Raw genomic sequence first — 20,605 nt, forward strand, 5'->3', positions numbered from 1 at the left:
TTGAATTTTGATGAAAAAACAACTATCATTAGAGTGTTAGATCATATGACGATTTTTTGAACGAGAACGTGAAATAAATCACAAACATAAGCAGCTGTTTAAACTAAACTAAGATAATTGGAAGTGATTAGAGTGAACAAAGCAAAGATTGTTATTGTAGGCGCTGGATATGGTGGTATGAATACTGCCGTCACGCTTTCAAAGAAGATGGGCCATAATGAAGCCTCAATTACATTGGTCAATAAGCATGATTACCACTATCAAACAACCTGGTTGCACGAACCAGCAGCAGGAACGATGGATCCAGATCGCACTCGTGTAAAGATTTCTGATGTGCTTAACACAAATAAAGTGAATTTCGTTCAAGATGAAGTATTAGAAATTAAAACAGAAGACAAGAAAGTCATTTTAAAAGAGGGCGAATTGGAGTACGATTATTTAGTTGTTTCTTTAGGTGCAACAGCAGAAACATTCGGTATTCCAGGCGTACATGAACATGCATTCACAAAATGGACGCTTAATGGCGCTCGTCAAGTAAAAGACCATATTGATGCTCAATTTGCAAATTATAACAATACCGATGATCAGCATGAAGGACTATTAACGTTTATCGTAGCAGGTGCCGGATTCACTGGTATTGAATTTATTGGCGAATTATCTGAGCGAATCCCAGAACTATGCAAAACGTATGATGTTCCGCGTGAAAAAGTACGCCTATTTGTAGTTGAAGCGGCACCAAGTGCTTTGCCAGGATTTGACCCTGAGCTTGTAGAATACGGCATGAATTTATTGGAAAGCCGTGGAGTAGAGTTTAAGATTAACACACCAATTAAAGAAGTAACGTCAACTGGAGTTATTGTTGGTGAAGGCGAAGAAATTAAATCTGAAACAATCGTTTGGGCAACTGGAGTTCGAGGAAATCCAGTTATTGAAAAATCCGGCTTTGAAGCCAATCGTGGTCGTGTAAAGGTAGATCCAGATTTACGTGCACCAGGATATGACGACGTATTTGTTATTGGTGACTGTGCGTTAATTATTAATGAAGAAATTAATCGCCCGTATCCTCCAACCGCTCAAATTGCTATGCAAATGGCAAAAACATGTGCCAACAATATTGTAACGCTAAACAAAGGCGGCTCTGGACTAGAAAGCTTTAAGCCAGATATTAAAGGAACAGTTGCTTCATTAGGCGGAAAAGAAGCAATTGGGGTAGTTGGTTCCAAAAAGATCTATGGTGGAACAGCGAACTTTATGAAAAAAATGATTGATAACCGCGCTCTATTTGTTTTAGGTGGACCAATGCTTGCGTTGAAAAAAGGGAAATTCCCTTTGTAAGCAAGAGCGTTAATCAATGAGCAGCAGGGTGAAACCCTGCTGCTTCTTTTTATGAAAAGCAAGCAGTTGACTTAAGGAAGCGCTTTTTCGTAAACTAATGAATGAGTGGGAGGCATAGACATGGAAGATTTACATATTCTACAATTAGTTGTTTCGATTCTATTGTTTTTTATTTTATTTGCAGGCATTGGTTTTCTGTTAAACATGGTACTACGCTTAACGTGGATCATGGCAGTCATTTATCCCATTGTTGTGTTGTTTATAGTAAACCAAGAACCATATGGTCGTTTTTTTACAGAACCAGGTCAAGCGTTCTCGCTTTTATTTGAGCGTGTTGCGTCCTTGCACTTTGCTGATATCGTCATTTTAATTAGTGGTTTTCTTGGAGCAATTGCTGCGGGAATCATTATGAAGCTTTTGCGAAAAGCTGGTTATCAAATGTTTTAACAGACTTTTAATAAGGTCTGTTTTTTTTGCATATTGTCTCTCTTAATGGAAAAGCTGTAAGAGAGGAGTGTGACAGGTCAATGCATTTGAATCATAAGATGAAGTGGTTATTTCGTGTAGGAATGAGTTTATTATTTATTGGGGCTGTGCTAGCAACCATTCACGTTTTCACAAATTTAACGTTTTCTCATTTTTATTCAACTGATAATGGTGTTAAGCGTATTACGACTTATGAGAAAGAAATTCCTGGAATTACGATATCAACTTATTCACTTATGGAGCAAGAAATAGATCCAACAGAATTTGAACGTGTTTCAGTTATAGCGACTGGCTATACAGCAGGTATAGAATCTACTGGAAAAGGACCTGGAGACCCAGCTTACGGCATTACATTCTCAGGACTACCGGTATTGCGTGACGCATACTCGACTGTAGCGGCCGATCCAAACGTATTTCCAATTGGCACCGTTTTATTTATACCAGAGTATGGCTATGGTGTAGTCGCCGACACGGGGTCTCTCATTAAAGGAAATAAAATTGATTTGTATTACGAAACGGTGGAAGATGTTTTTAATGAGTGGGGCAAAAAAGAAGTAGAAGTTTATGTAATTCAAGAAGGAAACGGTACTCTAACTCAAGAACAGCTTGATGAATTTAATGCAGCCAACCAAATACATGGATTTAGAGAAAGTAGACGAACATGAAGAGACGGACAGGTCATGAATTGCCCTGTCCGTCTTTTTATATGTTTTTATCCAATTAAAGGATAAAGCGATAAGGAAAGAATGATTCCTAGAAGAGCTCCAAAAAACACCTCTATTGGTTGATGACCAAGTAATTCTTTTAATTTTTGTTCGTTTTCTTTTTTAGGCCATGTTTTCACTTCTTCAACTAACCGATTAAAATCCATCACGAGCTGATTTAAAACAGTGGCATGGTAACCAGCGTGTCGACGTACACCAGTTGCATCAAACATTACAATGATTCCAAGTACGGCTGAAACAGCAAACAATGATGAATCAAGACCATGTTCAATCGCAACAGCTGTTGAAAGTGCGGTCACGGCTGCTGAGTGTGAACTAGGCATCCCACCCGTACTAGTGAATAGGGTTAAATCAATTTTTTTAGTAGCAAAAAAAGCGAGAGGAATCTTTATCAATTGCGCAAGAATGATCGCTATAAATGCCGCCCAGAGCGGGAAGTTTTGCAAAATCTCCATGGTTTCTTCCTTTCGCTAATCGTCGTTTGTCGTTTCCTCAGTATAACATATGAAGAATGAGATTTCCTTCTAAGGCCTTTACATTTTGGAACGTATTTTAAGCCGTGCTATACTAGGTTTGAAGGGAGATGTAAGAATGTTTAGTGTAAATTCGAATTGGACAAGCAATAACGAAGATGATGTGTTACTAGTAGGGATTGGGAACGGTACAACGTTTACAGAAGATGTTAGCAAGTTGGATCAAGCTTTAAATGGTCAATTAATGGAATTAAGAAAACAAGGATCGTTAGGTAAGAAGAGAGGAGAGCTTACTTCTTTCTATACGTTAAATCTTATTTCAACTAAAAAAGTGTATGTCCTCCATCTAGGAGATAAAGAAACACTTACTCGTGACGAATTGAGAACGGGACTTGGAAAAGCTGGTTTACTTTTAAAAAAGGAAAAAATGGAGCGCGCAGGTATTCTGTTAGATAGTTTTGCTTCAAGTTCAATCTCAAAAGAAGAGGCTGCCTTTGCAGTTGGTGAAGCATTTGCTTTAGCGTCATACGATAAACAGACGTATAAGGAAAAAAGCAATGAGCCGATAAAAATGGTAGAAGCCATTCGTTTCTATTCGGTAGAAGAAGGGCTCACACAATCAGCACAACGTGGGTATACATATGGAAATGGGACGAATACAGCTCGTAAACTTGTGAACATACCAGGGAACATGTTAACACCAACTGATTTGGCTGAAGAAGCAAAGACAATAGCTGATAGCTATGGATTTGAATTTAGTGTTCTTGAACGAGAGGACATGGAAAAACTAGGAATGGGTGCTCTATTGGCAGTTGCTCAAGGCAGCGATCAGCCACCAAAAATGATTGTTATGCGTTACGAAGGCAATCCAGCCAGTGATGATCTAACCGCATTTGTTGGAAAAGGGTTAACGTTTGATTCTGGTGGTTATTCGTTAAAACCACCTGCAAACATGCATGAAATGAAAGGTGACATGGGTGGGGCTGCAGCCGTTCTTGGAGCCATGCAAATTATCGGTGAAGAACAACCGAAGCAAAATGTCCTTTGCGTTATTCCATCAAGTGAGAACTTAATTAATGGTTCAGCAATGAAACCTGGTGACGTCTTACGAGCAATGAGTGGAAAAACAATTGAAGTTCGAAATACGGACGCTGAGGGTCGGTTAATTCTAGCTGACGGCGTTGCTTATGCCAAGCAACTTGGCGCTTCACGTTTAATAGATGTTGCTACGTTAACAGGAGCATGTATTGTTGCACTTGGTCAAGAAACAACGGGAGCAGTGACAAATAATAAGGATTTAATGGAAGCTGTTCGTGTGGCTGGTGAGAACGTAGGAGAACCAATTTGGCAGTTTCCAAGTAGTAAAGCGTATAAAGATTTGTTAAAAACGAGCGATGTAGCTGATCTGAACAATGCACCTGGCCGCGCTGGAGGAAGCATTACAGCAGGTTTGTTTATTGGTGAATTTGCGGAGGACACTCCTTGGGTTCATTTAGATATTGCTGGAACGTCATCAACAAGTAAACAAACAGCAATAGGGCCTGCCGGTGCTACGGGTATAATGGCTCGAACACTTGCAGAATATATTTCAAACCGCGCTTAATAGGGACGTAAAAAGATAATACTTGTACGCTCGGTTGCATAAAGTTATAATGAAGGATAATAAATAATGAACCTGGCCAAACAGAATGTTTCTGTATAAGGAAGGGGAACAAAATGATTGATACTGCTTATGTTGAAATAAAATGTGCACGTGAGCTTTATGCGTTAAATCGCAAATATCGCGTCTTTATTAACGACCACTTTGTTGGGGCTTTAAAACGTAGACAAAAAATGACGATCGAAGTTCCAGCAGGTACGCATAAGCTATTTGCAACGAATGATGCCTCCATCACAGAACCAATCGAGTTATCTGTACAAGTAGGTGACACGATTTCGTACCAGTTAAAAGGTTGTCGTGATAAATCACTTTCTTTTACTCAAATTGCATTTTAATGAAAAACGTAGAGAGCGATCGCTCTCTACGTTTTTTTGTTGACATCGCCCAAAAACGATGATAAATTAGTGTAACATTTTAGTGATTTAGCAAACTAAAGGATTGATTTGATGAATGCCGTTATTGTTGCAGTTGTATTAATGATTGTTTTAAGTTTATTAAGAGTTCATGTCGTGCTTGCTATGACGATTTCAGCCATCGTAGGTGGGCTGATTGGAGGCTTAGCTTTTCCAGACACAATTACTATTTTTACAGAAGGTCTTGGCGAAAATGCGGAAATTGCGTTCAGCTATGCGCTACTTGGTGCGTTTGCCGTTGCATTATCACAAACAGGGTTGCCTGATTTTCTCGTTGAGAAATTACAAAAACGAATTCAAAAAAATGGTGAATCAGAACGAGACACATTAACACGAATGTTGTTGTTTATCATGTTATTTGTTGTGGCGTGTATGTCGCAAAACCTTGTACCTATTCACATTGCATTTATCCCTATACTTATACCGCCTATTTTATCGATATTAAATAAATTGCAAGTGGACCGTCGATTGATCGCTTGTATCTTAACGTTCGGTCTTACAGCTCCTTACATGCTTCTACCTTATGGGTTCGGTCAGCTTTTTCATAAAGTTATCGCTGAAAATATGGCAGCGAGTGGCTTGGAGATCGACATGGGCTTGATCCCACAGGCCATGCTAATTCCAACAATAAGTTCATTTATTGGTTTGTTAATTGCCGTGTTTGTGACGTACCGCCAGAAACGTTTATATAAAGATAAAGGTGTTAGCCAGAAAAACGATACGCAAGAAAAAAGCTACACAACCTGGTCAATTGTTGTAGCGAGTTTAGCCGTTATTGCTACGGTTACAGTTCAAACAATATACAATGACTCAATGATACCTGCAGCTTTATCGGGACTATTTGTTTTACTCCTTTCCGGAACCGTCAAGTTAAAACAATCTGATGAAGTCATTACGGATGGAATAAAAATGATGGCTTTTATCGGCTTTGTCATGCTAGCAGCGGCAGGTTTTGCAGAAGTCGTTCGAGCCACTGGAGATGTGGAGCAATTAGTTACAAGCGTTTCTACATTAATTAGTGATAATCAATTTGCTGCAGTCGTATTAATGATGTCTGTTGGTTTATTAATCACGTTAGGAATAGGTTCCTCATTTGCCACAGTTCCGATTATCGCCACATTATTTGTACCTCTTGGTTTAGAAGTTGGCTTGTCAACATTGGCGATTATAGCGATAATTGGTTCTGCTGGCGCGATTGGCGATGCAGGAGCACCTGCCTCGGATTCGACTTTAGGGCCTACAGCTGGGTTAAATGCCGATGGTCAACATGATCACATTTGGGATTCATGTGTTCCAACATTTTTGCATTTAACCGTTCCATTATTTATTTTTGGCTGTGTAGCTGCACTAATTCTTTAAAACAATAAAAGGAGTTTCGTCCATTGGGACGAAACTCCTTTTTTATACTTACTTCACCGCGTCTTTAAGCTGTTTACCTGCTTTAAATGCTGGTGTTTTTGTTGCCGCAATATCAATTTCCTCACCGGTTTGAGGGTTGCGTCCTTTACGAGCTGCGCGTTCACGAACTTCAAAATTACCAAACCCAATTAACTGGACGGTTTCACCTTTACCCAATGACTCTGTAATTAAATCAAACATGCTATTGACGGCTGTCGTTGCATCTTTTTTTGAAAGCTGAGCTCTTTCGGCTAGTGAATTGATTAATTCTGTTTTATTCATATTAACACTCCTTGGAAAACGATTAAGTAAGTTCTGCTACCATCATCTCCAATCCACATTATTTTATACATTAAGTAGTCATTTTCTTTTTCATTTGGTGAATTGTTGCGTTTACTTCTGCTCCTATTATTAAAATGATGCCTGTGATAAAGAACCAAAACATCAAAATAATAATTCCTGCAAGTGGACCGTACGTACTTTCAAAATTACCAAAGTTACTCACATAAATTGAAAATAAGAAGGAGATGAGCTGCCAGCCAATTGTAGCTACAATGGCCCCTGGCAGTGCATGACGAAATTGAATTTTTTCATTTGGCGAAATCCAATAGAGCACCATTAATGATGCAATCATAACAACAAATGCAACAACCCATCTAAGGTTGCTCACAACAGATACAACCTCTGAAGGAATACGTAAGAAGTTCTCTAATCCATCTAATATAACATTACCAAAAACAGGTAAAGCAAGGGTCACAATAATTAAAATAACCATTGCAATCGTTAATAAGACTGCCGTTCCTCTTAGTTTTAGAAAATGCCGTGTTTCTTCGATGTTGTATGCACGGTTAACAGAACGAATAAAAGAATTAATAGCATTTGATGCAGACCAAAGTGTTCCTAAAAACCCGATTGACAAGAGACCAATTTGAGGTGTACCTATCGTATTCAAAACAATGTTTGTAAAGGCATCACCTATTTCACCGGGAAAAAATTGAGAAATCATCATAGAAACTTCTTCCGTGTCTATATCAAACAACGAAACTCCAGCTAAAACAAAAATCATTAAAGGAAAAATAGCTAAAATAAAATAAAAAGCCAACGTGGCTGCAAGATCTGGAATGGGATCAGCTTTAATTTGATCAATTAATTTTTTTGAAAATAAACGGATAGTACGTATCGACATTAATGCCCCCCTGATAATCTGCCATAACTTATAACTTGTACCCATAAAAAAAAATGATAAACCTAACCTTCGACAGGACAAACGGCTATCCTTTATACTTAATGTAAGTAAACAAAGGAGATGATTAGATGCCATCAGTTGAGAGTTTTGAACTTGATCACACGATTGTAAAAGCACCATACGTACGTCATTGCGGGACGCATAAAATTGGTAGCGACGGTGAAGTAAATAAGTTTGATATTCGTTTTTGTCAACCAAACAAAGAAGCGTTAAAGCCTGAAGTGATTCATACACTAGAGCACTTACTCGCAATCAACATTCGTCGCTTCTCTGAAGAGTACGATCACTTTGATGTGATTGATATCTCACCAATGGGCTGTCAAACAGGGTACTATTTAATTATGAGTGGAACCCCAGCAGTGAGTGAGATTATTGATGTATTAGAAAAGACTATGGAGTATTCGCTTTCTACGGAAGATGTTCCTGCGGCTACAGAAAAAGAGTGTGGCCAGGCGATTTTACATGATCTAGAAGGTACAAAAGCACGGATGAGAAAATGGTTAGCCGAAGATAAAGAAAACTTAAAGCAAGTATTTTAAGAAAAGTCGCAGGCATACCATGCTTGCGACTTTTTCTATTCAAGCCAGGTCGAGGTTGGCTTAACATTTGCTTTAAGAATCTGTTCAAAGTGATGCAAGGCGACATCATTGTCTCGATTGGTAAAGCTTGCAATAGCATCCTGAGGGATACAAAGGTCATATTCTAATGTATAAGCATCATTCGCTGTAAACTGAACACACATATTCCCAACAATTCCTGTTAAAAACAATGTGTGTATTTGTAAATGTTCGAGCAGTAGATGAAGCGGTGTATCAAAAAAACCTGAGTATTTTGGTTTAATAATAGAATAATCAGTGGGTAGGGGTTTTAGCTGCTTGGCAATTGGTGCGCCAAGCGCGTCACTTGAAGCAATATCGTCTACTAATTGAGTGAAATCAGACTGCCATTTTCCATAGTTATCATTAATGTATAGGACAGGCGCTTTATGTTTATGCATAAGTTCCTTTAACTGTAGAATCTTTTTAGTAATTTGTTCTGCTTGAGGATAAAGCTGTTCCCCATGTTCAAAAGAAAAGGGATTAATCATATCAATAATTAATAAAGCACTATGTTCTTGTAACATGTGAGTTTACCTCGTTCCTTGGTCCCTTCTTTTTACAAAGCCAATGTAGGAGATCCTATGTTATGATTAGGATGGACAAAAAAGCAATACTCATTCGAGCTTGAAGTCATTGTATGGAGGAGCGCATTAGTATGATTGATCAAAAATCAGTCGAGATTTTACAAATTATCGAAGCAAATGGACGTCTTGATTCAGAGAAAATCGCTAAACTTGTTGATTTATCTGTGGAGGAAGTAAATCAATCCATTAAAGAACTCGAACAAAAAAATGTGATTCTTAGTTACTCTGCCGTCATTGATTGGGCTAAACTGCCAGTACAAGAAGCGGTTACCGCTACGATTGATGTAAAAGTAGCGCCAAAACGAGGCGTAGGGTTTGACGAGGTAGCTGAACGGATCTATCGTTTTCCAGAAGTACGAGCGCTTTACTTAATGTCGGGTGCCTATGACTTATCCGTTGTTGTAGAAGGAAAAACGATGCAAGAAACAGCGCGCTTCGTTTCCGAACGTTTGTCAACCATTGATTCAGTTTTATCGACAACCACTCATTTTCAATTAAAAACATATAAACATGACGGTGTTATTTTTAAAGAACCAGATACGGATAAGAGAATTGTGGTGAGTCCATAGTGGAACAAACAGCAAACAAACAAACTAGATTATCGCAGCGTGTCCGTTCCATTCAACCATCCGGCATCCGCCGTTTTTTTGATTTAGCATCAAAAATGGACAACGTTATCTCACTTGGTGTGGGTGAACCAGACTTTGTTACACCTTGGAACGTTAGAGAAGCGAGTATTTCGTCGCTAGAACGTGGAATGACTGCTTATACGGCTAATGCTGGTCTCTTAGAGCTTCGGGTCGCTATTTCGGACTATATGAACAATCGATTTCAAGTTGATTATAATCCCGACAATGAAGTGCTCGTGACGGTCGGTGCCAGTGAAGCCATCGATCTAGGCATGCGTTCAATTATTAATCCGGGTGATGAAGTGATTATTGTTGAACCTACGTTTGTATCGTATGCACCACTGGTGTCTATGGCAGGAGGAGTCCCCGTTGCTGTCGGTACAACAGCAGCATCCCACTTTGAAGTATTGCCAGAAGATATTGAGGCAGCGATAACGGATAAAACAAAAGCAATTATGATTTGTTATCCAAACAATCCAACTGGTGCTACAATTAGTCGGGCAAAACTAGAACAAATCGCTACAATTGTTAAAACGCATGATTTAATTGTTTTCTCAGATGAAATTTATGCGGAATTATCCTATGAAAAAGATCATGTATGCTTTTCCTCATTGCCTGCTATGAAGGAACAAACCATTGTCATTAATGGGTTTTCCAAAGCTTTCGCTATGACAGGGTGGCGACTTGGCTTTGTTCTTGCTCCGCCTGACCTATTAGATGCGATGTTGAAAATTCATCAGTATAGCTTGATGTGTGCACCAACCATGGCTCAATACGGGGCACTAGAAGCGATGAGAAACGGAATGGAAGATATTGAAAAAATGACGTTGTCCTATCAACAGCGACGAAATTTTTTCGTTAAAACGGCAAAAGAAATTGGTTTACCTTGCCATAAGCCAGACGGAGCGTTTTATGCTTTCCCATCTATCGCTCATACTGGTTGGACGTCAGAGGAATTTGCAGAAAAGCTACTAATAGAAGAGCGAGTGGCAGTGGTGCCTGGCTCGGTTTTTGGTAAAGGTGGAGAAGGTCATATCCGCTGTTCTTATGCGACTTCTCTTGTTAATTTAGAAGAGGCGCTTAAACGAATTGGTCGTTTTCTTGAGGCGCATGATATAAGAGGGAATTAAAAAGAAAGGGGACCGCGCTTCTGGTCTCCCTTATTTCATTGAAAGAAGGTGTTAACATGAAAACAATTAAACAAGAAAATCCGCTTATTCATTGCATGACAAATATGGTTGTTACAAATTTTACTGCAAATGGCTTGTTAGCAATAGGTGCTTCGCCAGTAATGGCTTATTCTAAAGAGGAAACAGCTGATATGGCAAGCGCTGCAGACGGATTGTTGTTAAACATTGGTACGCCGTCAGAAGCCGTTATTGAATCGATGATTATTGCTGGAAGAGCAGCAAATGCACAGGGCACCCCAGTTATTTTAGACCCCGTTGGTGCGGGAGCAACTCCCTTTCGAAATCACATCATTCGTAAGATCCTGGATGAAGTAAATGTCGCTCTAATTCGTGGTAACGCAGGCGAAATTGCCGCTATTTTAGGAGAGGTTGGAACGGTAAAAGGTGTAGATGCGCAAATTAAAACAGATCCGATTCAACTTGCAATAAAAGCCGCAAAACAGTTAAACTGTGTTATTGTTGTGACTGGTGCAACAGACGTCATTTCAGATGGGATGAGAACAGTCACAGTAAAAAATGGACATCCATGGTTAACACGAGTAGTTGGAACGGGTTGTTTACTAGGTGGTGTGATTTGCGCGTACAGTGCGGTTAAGTCAGAGTCTTTAATTGATGCGGCTACCGAAGCGCTTGTTTTCTATGGAGTGGCGGCGGAACGTGCATTTACAAAAACACAAACACAAGGAATTGCTTCATTTCAAATTCAATTTATTAATGAACTTAGTCAGTTGACCGAGGATGAAGCGGCTCTTTTCAAACAGGTCGAAGAGATCGAACTAGAGGAGAAGGAAAAATGATTACTCATTTTACAATGGGAACATGGCCAAATGAAATTGAAGCTAATTTAAGTAAAGCAGGCATACAAACACCAACTCCCATTCAAAAGACGGCAATACCAGCAGCATTAGAAGGAAAAAATATCTTGCTACGCTCGCAAACAGGCTCAGGAAAAACATTAGCGTACACACTTCCATTGCTAGCCTCAATTGATTCTGAAAAGTTAACGACACAAGCGTTAATTATTGCGCCTTCGCAAGAGTTAGCTGTGCAGATTGAGCAAGTCATTAAAGAAACCATTGCGAATACAGGCATAACGTGTCAGACATTTATTGGCGGTGCAAATATTAACCGTCAGATTGAAAAGTTAAAAAAGAAAAAACCCCATATTGCTGTTGGAACCCCAGGAAGAGTTTTAGAGCTGGTTAAAACAAAAAAAATAAAATTGGCAGATGTTGGTTTTTACGTAATAGATGAAGTCGATCGACTTGTTCTTGAAGATAAGTCTTGGTCCGAAGTAGAAGAATTAGGAAAACGTATTGGTTATTCAGCTCAATTTATGTTCGCTTCGGCTACTGCCCCAGATAAATTAGAAACGAAGTTAGCATCCTTCGTTAAAGACATTGTCCGAATTGAAGCAGATGGTTCTGTTGTACCTGCTCAAGTGGAACATGTTTTCGTCATGATTGAAGCACGAGATCGAATTGATATGGTTCGTCGTCTTATTCACGCAGAAGGAATTAAAAAAGGAATTGTGTTTGTCAATCAGCTGGACAAGTTAACGGAGGCGGTTGAAAAGTTGCGTTACCGTAAAATCGATGCAGTTGGATTGTCTTCTGAGAGCTCTAAGCAAGAACGAGAATTAGCCATACAAGCAATGAAGTCAAATGAAGCATCTATTCTTGTGGCGACAGATGTAGCAGCTAGAGGTCTTGATTTAGCCGATGTCACTCACATCATTCAACTAGAAACGCCTAATGAAGCCGCTAGTTATTTACATCGAGCAGGTCGGACAGGGCGTATGAATCAATCTGGTAAAGTCATTTCATTATTTGAACGACGAGAGCTTTATAAAAAAGAAAAATACGAAAACCACTTATCGATATCCATTGAACCAGTTGAATTAGCAAAAGGGAGATTAATTTCGAAACAATATTAGGATCTGTCTTTGCGCAAATGGAGAACGTATGGTAAAATCAAAAGGTTAAAACATGTTTAGGAGTTGTGATGAATGTCCAATTATGAAGAAGGAAGCATTATTGAAGGAAAAGTAACCGGAATTAAGCCTTTCGGTGCTTTCGTTGCTATCGATGAGAAAAAACAAGGCTTGGTACACATTTCTGAAGTCGCTCACGGCTATGTTAAAGACATTGCTGATGTATTAACAGTAGGAGATGAAGTAAAAGTAAAAGTGATGTCAGTTGATGAGTCGTCTGGAAAGATTTCTTTATCAATCCGTGCAACTCAAGAAGCACCTGCTCGTCCACAAAGCAAGCCACGTCCTACTGGTGGAGCTGGCGTTGGTCGTAAGCCGCAAGCACCTCAACAAAAGCAACAAGGCTTTAATACGCTTGAAGATAAGCTAAAAGAATGGTTAAAGCAATCGAATGAAATTCAAGCAGATTTAAATAAGCGCGCGAAGAAGTAAATAAAAAAGCAGCTAGTGTTGACTAGCTGCTTTTTTGTTATCGTTGAGGTTCAACCTCATGATCTCTACCTAATTCTTCTTTTGGTTTTAACAAAATTGAAATGGCGTATAAGCCTGCTAATCCTACTAGTGCATAAATAAGGCGAGACATAGCAGCAGCTTGGCCGTTAAAGATAAATGCTACTAAATCAAATCGGAAAAAGCCAATAAGACCCCAGTTAATTGCTCCGATAATTGCAAGTACTAATGCTGTTTTTTGAATCCCACTCATTTGTTTCACCTCCATCTTCTTTGTGCACATAGATTTATGTGCTATGTATAGGGTGGAGTTTGATGAGCTTGATTATGCACAAATGGGCTTGGCAATTAACGGTCATGAATGAGCGGTGTTTTTGCTTTCTATATTAAAAACAGCTACGATTGAAAAGATAAACAAAAAGGAGGCTCCTTCTATGGACGCTTTTACATTTTACAATCCAACAAAATTAATATTTGGTCAAGAAAAAACAAAGGAACTGGCCGATGAGCTAGTTGTTTATGACAGAAAAGTTCTGCTCGTGTACGGTGGGGGCAGCATTAAAAAGAATGGTCTTTATGACACGGTTATGGAACAGTTGGAATATGCAGGGTGTTCCGTTGTTGAACTCGCAGGAGTTGAGCCGAATCCGCGTTTAACAACTGTACAAAAAGGAATTGACCTTTGCCGAGAACATAATATTGGTTTTATCCTTGCAGTTGGTGGAGGCAGTGTCATTGATGCGACGAAGGCAATTGCCGTTGGCGCACGTTTTGACGGTGATATATGGGATGTCATTATGAAAAAAGTGCTACCAGATGACGCACTGCCTTTCGGAACGATCTTAACCTTAGCTGCAACAGGTTCAGAAATGAATTCAGGGTCCGTTATTACAAACTGGGAAACGCATCATAAAGTAGGATGGGGATCAATCTTTAGTTTTCCAAACTTCTCAATTCTTGATCCAATCAACACCGTTTCAGTACCACAAGACCAAACGGTTTACGGTATTGTTGACATGATGACACATGTTCTGGAAGCCTACTTCCACCCTGCTGAAAACACACCTCTACAAGATCGCATTTGTGAATCAATTCTACAAACGGTAATGGAATGTGGACCTGAATTGATTAATGATCTAGAAGATATTAACTTACGTGAAACGATATTATATAGTGGAACAATGGCACTGAATGGGATTACACAAATGGGAGCCCGTGGTGATTGGGGTACGCATAATTTAGAACATGCCGTATCAGCAGTTTCAGATATACCTCATGCTGGTGGTTTAGCTATCCTATTTCCTCATTGGATGCGACATAGTGTGGATGTTAATCCAGAGCGAGGAGCTCAGCTTGCGCAACGTGTATTTGGCGTAAGTCGTGAAGGAAAAGAAGATCGTGAAGTGGCACTTGAAGGAATTGAAAAACTGTCCTCTTTCTGGACAAGCATTGGCGCACCATCAAAGCTTTCTGATTACAGTATTGATGAAACGCAAATTGATCAGATTGCAGATATTGCAACGGAAAATGGCGTATTTGGGAACTACCATAAAATAGGTAGACCTGAAGTGATGGAAATTCTAACACAAGCGTTGTAAAAAAGAGAATGAAAAGTGGCCAAATCGGCCACTTTTTTTGACTTGTTTTCTTTAATTCTTCATTCTGTAACAAGCTTTTTCCGTGTATAATGAACGGGAAGGAGAGTGAACGATTTTGGCAAAAACACGTGTAGGAATAATATTCGGCGGTAAATCAGCTGAGCATGAAGTATCGCTTCAATCAGCAAAAAATATCGTTGATGCAATTGATAAAGAACGATTTGAGGTCACGTTGATTGGAATTGACAAACAAGGTCAATGGCATTTAAACCAAGCTTCAAACTTTCTCTTACATGCAAACAATCCAGCATTAATTGAATTAAATAAATCGAATCAAGGGATTTCTCTAGTACCTGGTAAAGAAGTAAATCAATTTGTCCCAATAAGTGCAGAAAGTTCATTAGGACAGCTCGATGTTATTTTTCCTATTGTTCATGGGACTCTGGGAGAAGATGGCTCACTGCAAGGGATGATGCGCCTGGCAAACCTTCCATTTGTAGGTTCAAATGTTCTTGGTTCGGCAGTTAGTATGGATAAAGACATCGCTAAAAAACTTCTAAAAGCAGAAGGGTTAAATGTAGCCAGTGGTGTTAGCTATACACGTGCTCAAAAGAAAACCATTGATTTCGAACAAATTACTGAAAAATTAGGGTTGCCATTATTCATTAAACCGGCAAACCAAGGATCATCTGTTGGGGTAAGCAAAGCAACAGATGAAAAAGAGTTCGAAGAAGCAGTGGTAGAAGCGTTTCACTACGATCATAAAATCTTAATTGAAGCAGCTGTTCAAGGGAGAGAAATTGAGTGTGCCGTGCTTGGAAACGATGAACCAAAAGCAAGTACATGTGGCGAAATATTGCCTCAGGATGGTTTCTACTCATATGATGCGAAATATATTAGTGAAGACGGGGCTAAATTAGCCATTCCAGCAGATCTATCAGAAGAGATAAACATTGAAGTACAAGAGATCGCAAAAAAAGCATTTAAAGCGCTAAACTGTGAAGGTTTAGCCAGAGTAGATGTTTTTGTAACGACTGCCGGTGAGATTATCATTAATGAAGTGAATACACTTCCAGGCTTTACGCAGATTAGCATGTATCCTAAGCTATGGGAAGCAAGTGGTGTAACGTACCAAGAATTAATAACGACACTAATTGAATTAGCAATTAAACGTCATGAACGTGATAAAGAATTAAAAAGCTCTGTTTTTGACCGCGATTAACTTGTGTTTTGAGCCTCTGTTCGGTACATTTAATACGTACCGATTTTAAGGAGGCTCTTTTTTTATGACACAGATACAATTTGATTATAGTAAAGCTCTTTCTTTCTTTGGAGAGCATGAGGTTTCATATCTACAGGATCAGATAACGGTAGCGCATGATTCCCTTCATAATAAAACTGGAGCAGGCAGCGAATATTTAGGCTGGATTGACCTTCCAGTAGAATACGATAAAGCAGAATTTGATCGTATAAAAAAAGCCGCAGAGAAAATAAGAAACGATTCAGATGTCTTACTTGTAGCAGGGATAGGTGGATCCTATTTAGGTGCTCGAGCGGCAATTGAAGCGTTAAACCATTCTTTCTTTAATGATTTGCCTAAGGAAAAAAGAAATGCGCCACAAGTTCTTTTTGTTGGTCAGAATATAAGCTCTACGTATATTCGGGATGTAATGGACCTTCTAGAAGGTAAAGATGTTTCCATTAACGTTATCTCCAAATCAGGAACCACAACGGAACCAGCAATTGCTTTCCGCGTTTTTCGTGATTTCCTTGAAAAGAAATACGGTAAGGAAGAAGCGCGCAAGCGGATTTACGCCACAACGGATAAAGCACGCGGAGCATTAAAAACATTAGCTAATGAAGAAGGATATGAGTCTTTCATTATTCCAGATGATGTAGGGGGACGTTTTTCTGTGTTAACAGCAGTTGGACTGCTTCCAATTGCCGTAAGTGGATTAAATATTGATGAGATGATGGACGGTGCTGCAGACGCTCGTCTTGCCTTCTCAAACCCTGATTTAAAGGAAAATGCTGCTTATCAATACGCGGCAGTTCGTAATGTTCTTTATAACAAAGGGAAAACGATTGAGTTAATGGTGAATTATGAGCCGAAACTTCATTACGTGTCCGAGTGGTGGAAGCAGCTGTTTGGAGAAAGTGAAGGTAAAGACCAAAAAGGAATTTATCCTGCATCGGTAGACTTTTCAACTGATTTACATTCAATGGGTCAATATGTTCAAGATGGACGACGTGATTTGTTTGAAACGGTTTTACACGTTGAAGAAGTAGAGAAGCAAGTGACGCTGGAAAAAGCGGAAAGTGACCTTGATGGATTAAATTACCTTGCAGGAGAAACGATGGACTTTGTAAACAAGCAGGCGTTTAAAGGGACAATGCTTGCTCATACAGATGGTGGTGTACCGAACCTTATCGTTTCTGTTCCTAAATTAAGTGCATACCATTTCGGTTATCTTGTTTACTTTTTTGAGAAAGCCGTTGCGATTAGCGGTTACCTTCTCGGGGTAAACCCGTTTGATCAGCCTGGTGTGGAAGCATACAAAACAAATATGTTTGCGTTACTTAGTAAACCTGGATTTGAAGAAGAGAAAGAAAAGCTAGAAAAACGACTGTAATTTAGTTGAAGCGCGGGCATTTAGCTCGTGCTTTTTTATGTATAAGTTTTAAATGTGCTCACAAAATAACCTTATAAAGGGGTGTTATTTGTGATTGAATTGGAATCTTCAATAGAAGGGCTTACTGTTAAAGCAAGAGAATTAGAATCATTACTACAGCCGCTTGGCTATTCAATGGGTGGAAATTGGGAATACGATCACGGGTGTTATGACTATAAGATATCGGAAGAAGGTGGTTATACATTTTTACGGCTCCCATTTCGAGTTATTGAAGGAGAAATTGGAAGTCATGACGCAGTATTTGAGCTCAATAGGCCCTATTTGCTTCATCATGTTTACCAAGATAAAAACGATGATGAACGAATAGGTGGATACATTCCAGCAGCAGTCGATGGTTTAATTAATCAATTCCAAAAACCAATTGATAAAGACGCTGATGTTGACGAAAAGTATAAAGTTATTGGACAGAGCTTACTTAATGAGCTGGAACAAACGTTAAAAGGATAGTTTCATCTTGCAGCCTTCCTTGCTTCTTGTTAAAGTGGAGTCTTGGAGGGGTGCTTATGACGGAAGCAATCATATTAACTATAGCGGTATTTTTAGGATGGCTACTACTTGATTTTGTTAAGACGAAAGCTGTTACAAAAGAGGTTTTTATTCAATCTGCATTTGTTGGCGTTGTGGCAGGTATAATTTGGTATTTTCTAGGATTGATTCTCTCTTAATTGGTTTTTTCTTAGGACTTTATATGCTACAAACGCACAAAAGAAAACGCAAAGGCTACATAGTAATGTCAGCTTGATAAAAATGGTACCAAAGAGAATTAATGAGGCAATCATCATCGTGATTGCAGTGACAATTAATAAATAAAAAGATTCGACAACTGGATTCATCATAATCCCTCCTTTTTCTTCTTCATTCCACATCTAATGAAAAGAAAAACCTTTTATTTTGCGTAAAAGTATATTAAACTGAACGTATACATATTATGTTAGTCGGGGGCCTTAGCTCAGCTGGGAGAGCGCAACGCTGGCAGGACGGTATTAGCCTCGGTACCCCAAACGTTAATAAATACGATAGCTTAGCGAAGACTTAAACGGTGACTTAGCCGTAGCGTCTCGCTCATATAAACGATAATCTGAACGCCTTCTATCCGGTGACTTACCGATGATAGGGGGCGTTTTTGCGTTGCAATCAGTTAACGCGGATAAACGAAAGGGACGTACGAAGAAGAACGTCCGATCTGGCGTCATAGCGCGGAAGACAACTACGAACCTAATCGATGTATTTGAGCGATTTATACACGCGAAGAAAGCCGCCGGACGTGCGCAAGGGACTTTAGAGTCGTATAAGAGCCGTCTAAGCATCGTTCGCTCTTATGAAGCGGTAACAGGCGAGAAAATGGACATGCAGAAGCTTACAGCCGAAGATTTCCAAGATTTTATTGTTTACATGCTAGAGGATCATATTAAATTTGATAAACACCGATTCAAGAAGAAAGAGCATCAAACGTTGGGACTTTCTCCGCGGACAGCTAATGACGTCATTAAGAATCTGCGGCAGGTTTACGCCTATGCAATGGACTACGAGCTTATTGACAGTTCCCCACTTGATAAGGTCGACGCGGTTAAATACACAGAAAAGCGAATTGAAATAATGTCGCCGGATGAGGTTAGGCATTTCTTTTCTTCGCTTGACCAGCGGAACTTTTCGGAGTTTAGAGATTACGTTCTATCGACGTTTCTGCTCGATTCAATGTGTCGCATTAATGAGGCGGTGAACCTTCGCGAGCAAGACTTTGATTTTTCGCAGAACTTCGTTAGGATAAGCGCGGAGTTTGCTAAGAATCGGAAGTCTCGCGTTGTTCCGTTTCAGAGACGTACTGGCAAGATGCTGCGCGAGTTGATCGAAGAGAATCGAGAATTTAATACGGAATATGTATTCGTGGCGAATTACGGTGAGCGCTTAACAACGAACCATTTTCGGACTCAGTTAAGACGTTACGCGGAAAAAGCAGGCATGAAGCGGTATTTTTATCCTCACTTATTTAGGCACACGGGAGCGACTTGGTACTTAGAGGCAGAAGGGGATATAAGAAGACTACAGATGATATTAGGACATGCGGATTTAAGAATGACCGAAAGATACACACATTTAACTGGAAGAAGCATCGCGAAGTCTCATGAAAGACATTCGCCAATGAATCAAGTAATAGGAAAAATGAACAAGCCAAGAAAAAGATAATTAAACAAAAAAAGAGGCGCACCCTTAATGCTAGTTGCTGGAACAACTGGCGGGCACACACTCTCTACTCTTTCTTTTATTGTATCAATTTTTCAAAAATAGGTCAATAGAAGTTTATTAAGTGATGCCATTTTTAAGTAAGCGCCCTCACTCGGAGGGGAAACGAATGTACATTGATAAATTACGGCAATATGCAACCCACGCGGACGTAGCGACTCTAAACGGCACCATCTACGCAACTTTAGATGATCCAACGTTACCATTAAACGCGACGGACCACGCTCTTATTCGTCTTCTCGGCGGTCATTCCTGCCGCGTGCCCGGTGTTAGTTGGCTACGGACGGACACAATGGCGGGTTTAATAGCGAAGTCGGAGCGGACGGTCAGACGTTCACTCGCGCGGCTAGAAAAGTGCGGCGTCATCGATCGTCTTAAGGTCGGCAAGCTCGCGGTTGTCCGCTTTCTGTCCGCAGAAGTGTCCGCGCCGGAAATCGCTGAAAGTAGCGCTGCGGCGGGCGATGAACCGTCGTTTGAACCCGCCGAAGCAAATTTAAGCACCGAAGCACAAAAAAGAGTTAGTAAAGACGTAGCGCGCGAGGGGAATGCTATCGATTTGCCAGCCGAATTTGCGCCTGATTACGTTTCAGAGGCGGTCATAAAGACGTTAGCCCCGTTCTTTGGCGCGGAGAAGATAAGCAAGGTACATCAACGTATTCAGCTTGCCTATGAAAAAGCGAATCTACTGGCGCCGCTGCGGGAGTATGACGGGCTTGTTTGTCGAACGCTTAAGACGGTGGTGTTTGCGCTGAAAACGAAGCGGATCAAGGGCGATTTGTATGCGTACGTCTACGGGACATTCCGGCAGGTATTGACGGAGCAAAAAAGGCGAGAGGTGGCGGCAGATCAACCGTTTATGGATTGGTTACGTTAAAGCGTCCTAGTTTCGTCC

25 protein-coding genes are annotated in these 20,605 nt (G+C 40.0%); 19 read left to right on the forward strand and 6 right to left on the reverse strand.

The features are described from left to right. Positions 1-132 precede the first annotated feature (132 nt). The 3 genes from JOC54_RS07590 (at position 133) to JOC54_RS23155 (ending at position 2,486) form a co-directional block, all read left to right on the forward strand. Positions 133-1,335 (forward strand): NAD(P)/FAD-dependent oxidoreductase, encoded by a 1,203-nt coding sequence (locus JOC54_RS07590; protein WP_035420969.1) that lies wholly within the window; start codon positions 133-135, stop codon positions 1,333-1,335. Between the two features lie 120 nt (positions 1,336-1,455). Then, the gene (locus tag JOC54_RS07595) at positions 1,456-1,782 is read left to right on the forward strand and encodes a YuiB family protein (RefSeq protein ID WP_035420970.1); all 327 of its coding nucleotides are present in this window, start codon (positions 1,456-1,458) and stop codon (positions 1,780-1,782) included. A gap of 80 nt (positions 1,783-1,862) precedes the next feature. Beyond that, positions 1,863-2,486: a 3D domain-containing protein gene (locus tag JOC54_RS23155; RefSeq protein WP_204465483.1), complete on the forward strand. Its 624-nt coding sequence runs from the start codon at positions 1,863-1,865 to the stop codon at positions 2,484-2,486. Between the two features lie 47 nt (positions 2,487-2,533). Here the strand turns inward: JOC54_RS23155 and JOC54_RS07605 are convergent, their stop codons facing one another. Further along, complete coding sequence (locus JOC54_RS07605) at positions 2,534-3,001, reverse strand: divergent PAP2 family protein (protein ID WP_204465484.1); 468 nt, start codon at positions 2,999-3,001, stop codon at positions 2,534-2,536. 136 nt (positions 3,002-3,137) lie between these two features. On the opposite strand from JOC54_RS07605, the gene JOC54_RS07610 reads away from it, so the two are divergent. The 3 genes from JOC54_RS07610 (at position 3,138) to JOC54_RS07620 (ending at position 6,451) form a co-directional block, all read left to right on the forward strand. Continuing rightward, a complete protein-coding gene (locus JOC54_RS07610; protein WP_204465486.1) occupies positions 3,138-4,622 on the forward strand; it encodes a leucyl aminopeptidase in 1,485 nt (494 codons plus the stop codon). A 113-nt stretch (positions 4,623-4,735) separates the two neighbouring features. Further along, positions 4,736-5,014 (forward strand): hypothetical protein, encoded by a 279-nt coding sequence (locus tag JOC54_RS07615; protein WP_035420971.1) that lies wholly within the window; start codon positions 4,736-4,738, stop codon positions 5,012-5,014. Positions 5,015-5,125: 111 nt separating this feature from the next. Then, entirely contained in the window at positions 5,126-6,451 is a 1,326-nt protein-coding gene (locus tag JOC54_RS07620; protein WP_204465488.1) for a Na+/H+ antiporter family protein, read from the forward strand. Between the two features lie 48 nt (positions 6,452-6,499). Here the strand turns inward: JOC54_RS07620 and JOC54_RS07625 are convergent, their stop codons facing one another. Next, complete coding sequence (locus JOC54_RS07625) at positions 6,500-6,772, reverse strand: HU family DNA-binding protein (RefSeq protein WP_035420973.1); 273 nt, start codon at positions 6,770-6,772, stop codon at positions 6,500-6,502. 70 nt (positions 6,773-6,842) lie between these two features. After that, a complete protein-coding gene (locus JOC54_RS07630) occupies positions 6,843-7,676 on the reverse strand; it encodes a YihY/virulence factor BrkB family protein (RefSeq protein ID WP_035420974.1) in 834 nt (277 codons plus the stop codon). 128 nt (positions 7,677-7,804) lie between these two features. Here JOC54_RS07630 and JOC54_RS07635 point away from each other — a divergent pair, with 128 nt between their 5' ends. Next, positions 7,805-8,275, forward strand: coding sequence for an S-ribosylhomocysteine lyase (locus JOC54_RS07635; protein WP_204465490.1), 471 nt, complete (start codon positions 7,805-7,807; stop codon positions 8,273-8,275). Between the two features lie 35 nt (positions 8,276-8,310). On the opposite strand, the gene JOC54_RS07640 is transcribed toward JOC54_RS07635, so the two are convergent. Next, the gene (locus tag JOC54_RS07640; RefSeq protein ID WP_035420975.1) at positions 8,311-8,859 is read right to left on the reverse strand and encodes a cysteine hydrolase family protein; all 549 of its coding nucleotides are present in this window, start codon (positions 8,857-8,859) and stop codon (positions 8,311-8,313) included. 131 nt (positions 8,860-8,990) lie between these two features. Between JOC54_RS07640 and JOC54_RS07645 the strand changes: the two genes are divergently transcribed. The 5 genes from JOC54_RS07645 (at position 8,991) to yugI (ending at position 13,163) form a co-directional block, all read left to right on the forward strand. After that, entirely contained in the window at positions 8,991-9,488 is a 498-nt protein-coding gene (locus tag JOC54_RS07645) for an Lrp/AsnC family transcriptional regulator (protein ID WP_198316032.1), read from the forward strand. Further along, complete coding sequence (locus tag JOC54_RS07650; protein ID WP_204465492.1) at positions 9,488-10,678, forward strand: aminotransferase; 1,191 nt, start codon at positions 9,488-9,490, stop codon at positions 10,676-10,678. Before JOC54_RS07645 ends, JOC54_RS07650 begins: the two co-directional genes overlap by 1 nt. 32 nt (positions 10,679-10,710) lie before the next feature. Continuing rightward, entirely contained in the window at positions 10,711-11,535 is an 825-nt protein-coding gene (gene thiM, locus JOC54_RS07655) for a hydroxyethylthiazole kinase (RefSeq protein ID WP_054793292.1), read from the forward strand. Then, entirely contained in the window at positions 11,532-12,674 is a 1,143-nt protein-coding gene (locus tag JOC54_RS07660; protein WP_204465494.1) for a DEAD/DEAH box helicase, read from the forward strand. The genes thiM and JOC54_RS07660 overlap by 4 nt, the downstream gene beginning before the upstream one ends. Before the next feature lie 72 nt (positions 12,675-12,746). After that, on the forward strand, positions 12,747-13,163 hold the full coding sequence (gene yugI / locus JOC54_RS07665; protein WP_204465497.1) for a S1 domain-containing post-transcriptional regulator GSP13: 417 nt from the start codon (positions 12,747-12,749) through the stop codon (positions 13,161-13,163). Between the two features lie 37 nt (positions 13,164-13,200). Here the strand turns inward: yugI and JOC54_RS07670 are convergent, their stop codons facing one another. Beyond that, on the reverse strand, positions 13,201-13,434 hold the full coding sequence (locus JOC54_RS07670) for a DUF378 domain-containing protein (protein WP_054793293.1): 234 nt from the start codon (positions 13,432-13,434) through the stop codon (positions 13,201-13,203). 181 nt (positions 13,435-13,615) lie between these two features. Between JOC54_RS07670 and JOC54_RS07675 the strand changes: the two genes are divergently transcribed. The 5 genes from JOC54_RS07675 (at position 13,616) to JOC54_RS07695 (ending at position 18,137) form a co-directional block, all read left to right on the forward strand. After that, on the forward strand, positions 13,616-14,779 hold the full coding sequence (locus tag JOC54_RS07675) for an iron-containing alcohol dehydrogenase (RefSeq protein WP_204465499.1): 1,164 nt from the start codon (positions 13,616-13,618) through the stop codon (positions 14,777-14,779). A 115-nt stretch (positions 14,780-14,894) separates the two neighbouring features. Beyond that, positions 14,895-16,001 (forward strand): D-alanine--D-alanine ligase, encoded by a 1,107-nt coding sequence (gene ddlA, locus JOC54_RS07680; protein ID WP_204465502.1) that lies wholly within the window; start codon positions 14,895-14,897, stop codon positions 15,999-16,001. Positions 16,002-16,065: 64 nt separating this feature from the next. After that, positions 16,066-17,412 (forward strand): glucose-6-phosphate isomerase, encoded by a 1,347-nt coding sequence (locus JOC54_RS07685; RefSeq protein ID WP_204465504.1) that lies wholly within the window; start codon positions 16,066-16,068, stop codon positions 17,410-17,412. Positions 17,413-17,502: 90 nt separating this feature from the next. Beyond that, on the forward strand, positions 17,503-17,919 hold the full coding sequence (locus JOC54_RS07690) for a YugN-like family protein (protein WP_204465507.1): 417 nt from the start codon (positions 17,503-17,505) through the stop codon (positions 17,917-17,919). A gap of 56 nt (positions 17,920-17,975) precedes the next feature. After that, positions 17,976-18,137 carry a hypothetical protein gene (locus JOC54_RS07695; RefSeq protein ID WP_162472030.1) on the forward strand — a complete coding sequence of 54 codons (162 nt, stop codon included), beginning with the start codon at positions 17,976-17,978 and terminating at the stop codon, positions 18,135-18,137. Here the strand turns inward: JOC54_RS07695 and JOC54_RS07700 are convergent. Further along, complete coding sequence (locus JOC54_RS07700; RefSeq protein WP_035420982.1) at positions 18,117-18,305, reverse strand: hypothetical protein; 189 nt, start codon at positions 18,303-18,305, stop codon at positions 18,117-18,119. The two genes, JOC54_RS07695 and JOC54_RS07700, sit on opposite strands and share 21 nt — an antisense overlap. Before the next feature lie 295 nt (positions 18,306-18,600). Here JOC54_RS07700 and JOC54_RS07705 point away from each other — a divergent pair, with 295 nt between their 5' ends. Together JOC54_RS07705 and JOC54_RS07710 are read left to right on the forward strand one after the other, a co-directional pair. Next, complete coding sequence (locus tag JOC54_RS07705) at positions 18,601-19,656, forward strand: tyrosine-type recombinase/integrase (RefSeq protein ID WP_204465508.1); 1,056 nt, start codon at positions 18,601-18,603, stop codon at positions 19,654-19,656. 166 nt (positions 19,657-19,822) lie between these two features. Next, positions 19,823-20,587: a helix-turn-helix domain-containing protein gene (locus JOC54_RS07710; RefSeq protein ID WP_204465510.1), complete on the forward strand. Its 765-nt coding sequence runs from the start codon at positions 19,823-19,825 to the stop codon at positions 20,585-20,587. The last annotated feature ends 18 nt before the right edge of the window (positions 20,588-20,605 follow it).

This window comes from Shouchella xiaoxiensis (genome assembly GCF_016907895.1).
GTDB classification, from domain to species: Bacteria; Bacillota; Bacilli; order Bacillales; family Bacillaceae_D; genus Shouchella; species Shouchella xiaoxiensis.

What these genes read in the sequence shown, in the direction of transcription:
- JOC54_RS07595 (WP_035420970.1), top strand. Translation starts at nt 1,456, where the DNA reads ATGGAAGATTTACATATTCTACAATTAGTTGTTTCGATTCTATTGTTT.
- JOC54_RS23155 (WP_204465483.1), top strand. Translation starts at nt 1,863, where the DNA reads ATGCATTTGAATCATAAGATGAAGTGGTTATTTCGTGTAGGAATGAGT.
- JOC54_RS07605 (WP_204465484.1), bottom strand. Translation starts at nt 3,001, where the DNA reads ATGGAGATTTTGCAAAACTTCCCGCTCTGGGCGGCATTTATAGCGATC.
- JOC54_RS07610 (WP_204465486.1), top strand. Translation starts at nt 3,138, where the DNA reads ATGTTTAGTGTAAATTCGAATTGGACAAGCAATAACGAAGATGATGTG.
- JOC54_RS07615 (WP_035420971.1), top strand. Translation starts at nt 4,736, where the DNA reads ATGATTGATACTGCTTATGTTGAAATAAAATGTGCACGTGAGCTTTAT.
- JOC54_RS07620 (WP_204465488.1), top strand. Translation starts at nt 5,126, where the DNA reads ATGAATGCCGTTATTGTTGCAGTTGTATTAATGATTGTTTTAAGTTTA.
- JOC54_RS07625 (WP_035420973.1), bottom strand. Translation starts at nt 6,772, where the DNA reads ATGAATAAAACAGAATTAATCAATTCACTAGCCGAAAGAGCTCAGCTT.
- JOC54_RS07630 (WP_035420974.1), bottom strand. Translation starts at nt 7,676, where the DNA reads ATGTCGATACGTACTATCCGTTTATTTTCAAAAAAATTAATTGATCAA.
- JOC54_RS07635 (WP_204465490.1), top strand. Translation starts at nt 7,805, where the DNA reads ATGCCATCAGTTGAGAGTTTTGAACTTGATCACACGATTGTAAAAGCA.
- JOC54_RS07640 (WP_035420975.1), bottom strand. Translation starts at nt 8,859, where the DNA reads ATGTTACAAGAACATAGTGCTTTATTAATTATTGATATGATTAATCCC.
- JOC54_RS07645 (WP_198316032.1), top strand. Translation starts at nt 8,991, where the DNA reads ATGATTGATCAAAAATCAGTCGAGATTTTACAAATTATCGAAGCAAAT.
- JOC54_RS07660 (WP_204465494.1), top strand. Translation starts at nt 11,532, where the DNA reads ATGATTACTCATTTTACAATGGGAACATGGCCAAATGAAATTGAAGCT.
- yugI (WP_204465497.1), top strand. Translation starts at nt 12,747, where the DNA reads ATGTCCAATTATGAAGAAGGAAGCATTATTGAAGGAAAAGTAACCGGA.
- JOC54_RS07670 (WP_054793293.1), bottom strand. Translation starts at nt 13,434, where the DNA reads ATGAGTGGGATTCAAAAAACAGCATTAGTACTTGCAATTATCGGAGCA.
- JOC54_RS07675 (WP_204465499.1), top strand. Translation starts at nt 13,616, where the DNA reads ATGGACGCTTTTACATTTTACAATCCAACAAAATTAATATTTGGTCAA.
- JOC54_RS07685 (WP_204465504.1), top strand. Translation starts at nt 16,066, where the DNA reads ATGACACAGATACAATTTGATTATAGTAAAGCTCTTTCTTTCTTTGGA.
- JOC54_RS07695 (WP_162472030.1), top strand. Translation starts at nt 17,976, where the DNA reads ATGACGGAAGCAATCATATTAACTATAGCGGTATTTTTAGGATGGCTA.
- JOC54_RS07700 (WP_035420982.1), bottom strand. Translation starts at nt 18,305, where the DNA reads ATGAATCCAGTTGTCGAATCTTTTTATTTATTAATTGTCACTGCAATC.
- JOC54_RS07710 (WP_204465510.1), top strand. Translation starts at nt 19,823, where the DNA reads ATGTACATTGATAAATTACGGCAATATGCAACCCACGCGGACGTAGCG.